Genomic DNA, 898 nt, shown 5'->3' with positions numbered 1-898 from the left:
GAAGGGTGCTGAGGATCTGTTTGTGACGACAGACATCAACACCCTTCTGACCGCACTGTACGTGAAGATCGACGACTGGATCGGCAGACCGGCCCGCCTCGGGCGCCCACCGAAACTGACCGACGCCGAGCTACTGACCCTGGCAGTGGCCCAAGTCCTGCTCGGAATCCGCTCCGAGGCCCGCTGGCTGCGATTCGTCCCGGCACACCTGCCTGGCGCCTTCCCCTACCTGCCCGGCCAATCCGGCTACAACAAACGGCTGCGCACCGCCCTGCCCCTGCTCCAGCGCGCCATCCGCGTCCTGGCCCACGACAGCGACCTGTGGACCGATCCGGTATGGGTCATCGACTCCACCCCCGTCGAATGCGGCCGCTCCCGGCCCACCACACGACGCTCCAACCTGGCGGGCTGGGCCGGCTACGGCTACTGCCGCTCCCACTCGCGCTTCTTCTGGGGCCTGCGGCTGCACCTGATCTGCACCCCGGCCGGACTACCGATCAGCTGGGCCCTGGCCACCCCGAAAATCGACGAACGCCAGGTGCTGATGGCCATCTGCGATCACGACCCCGCCCTGCTCGCCGACCGGCCCGGTCTACTGATCATCGCCGACAAGGGATACGTGTCGGCAGAGCTGGACCGCTACCTGAGCGAACGGGGCGTGCAACTACTACGGCCCTCCTACCGCAACCGCACCCCCCGCCCCGGCGAACAGTTCCTCAAACCGATCCGCCAGCTCATCGAATCGGTCAACGACACCCTCAAAGGCCAGCTGGATCTCGAACTGCACGGCGGGCGCAGCCCCTCTGGAGTCGGCGTCCGCATCGCCCAGCGAATCCTGGCTCTGACCGCTGCGATCTGGCACAACCGTGCCACCGGCCAGCCCATCACCCGATCACTA

1 protein-coding gene is annotated in these 898 nt (G+C 67.0%); it reads left to right on the top strand.

The window, feature by feature from the left end:
- Window positions 1-22: 22 nt before the first annotated feature.
- A partial coding sequence (locus tag ACFOYY_RS42365; protein WP_386197180.1) for an IS982 family transposase occupies window positions 23-898 on the top strand: 876 nt, incomplete at its 3' end.

The sequence above is a fragment of the Streptosporangium jomthongense genome (assembly GCF_042650425.1).
Classification (GTDB): Bacteria; Actinomycetota; Actinomycetes; order Streptosporangiales; family Streptosporangiaceae; genus Streptosporangium.
This window is presented reverse-complemented; position numbering and strand designations above follow the sequence as displayed.